The 705-nt window shown below is 51.8% G+C and carries 2 rRNA genes; both read right to left on the bottom strand.

Going from position 1 to position 705, the window contains the following annotated elements:
• Positions 1-172: ribosomal RNA gene (locus LH47_RS14820) — 23S ribosomal RNA — on the bottom strand; the annotation flags it as partial.
• Between the two features lie 273 nt (positions 173-445).
• Positions 446-705: ribosomal RNA gene (locus LH47_RS14815) — 16S ribosomal RNA — on the bottom strand; the annotation flags it as partial.

Genomic DNA, 705 nt, shown 5'->3' with positions numbered 1-705 from the left:
ACGCTATGGATTCACGTATGGATACTGCCCCATTACGGACAGTGGGTTCCCCCATTCGGAAATCTCCGGATCAACGCTTACTTACAGCTCCCCGAAGCATATCGGTGTTTGTCCCGTCCTTCATCGGCTCCTAGTGCCAAGGCATCCACCGTGCGCCCTTTCTAACTTAACTAAACACACTTTTCAGCCTGTTATCTAGTTTTCAAAGAACAATTTCAACCTCGTCTCCTTTTTAATAGACGCAGGCGCAAGTTGAGGGATATTCCCTCAAAACTAAACGAAGCGAAAAAGCGTTTTTTATTATACGATGTCTAGCTCCAAACTAACATCCTCCTCCGCGTCCGCTTTCTCCGTCGACGTGCAAGCACGTCTCGTCAAAAGCTTGCGCTTCCGTCGGATGTTTCCTTGGCTACGCCAAGGACCGTTCTACGCTTTTCTTCCTTAGAAAGGAGGTGATCCAGCCGCACCTTCCGATACGGCTACCTTGTTACGACTTCACCCCAATCATTTGCCCCACCTTCGGCGGCTGGCTCCCGTAAGGGTTACCTCACCGACTTCGGGTGTTGCAAACTCTCGTGGTGTGACGGGCGGTGTGTACAAGGCCCGGGAACGTATTCACCGCGGCATGCTGATCCGCGATTACTAGCGATTCCGGCTTCATGCAGGCGAGTTGCAGCCTGCAATCCGAACTGAGAGCGGCTTTTT

The organism is Anoxybacillus thermarum (genome assembly GCF_000836725.1).
Taxonomy (GTDB): Bacteria; Bacillota; Bacilli; order Bacillales; family Anoxybacillaceae; genus Anoxybacillus; species Anoxybacillus thermarum.
This window is presented reverse-complemented; position numbering and strand designations above follow the sequence as displayed.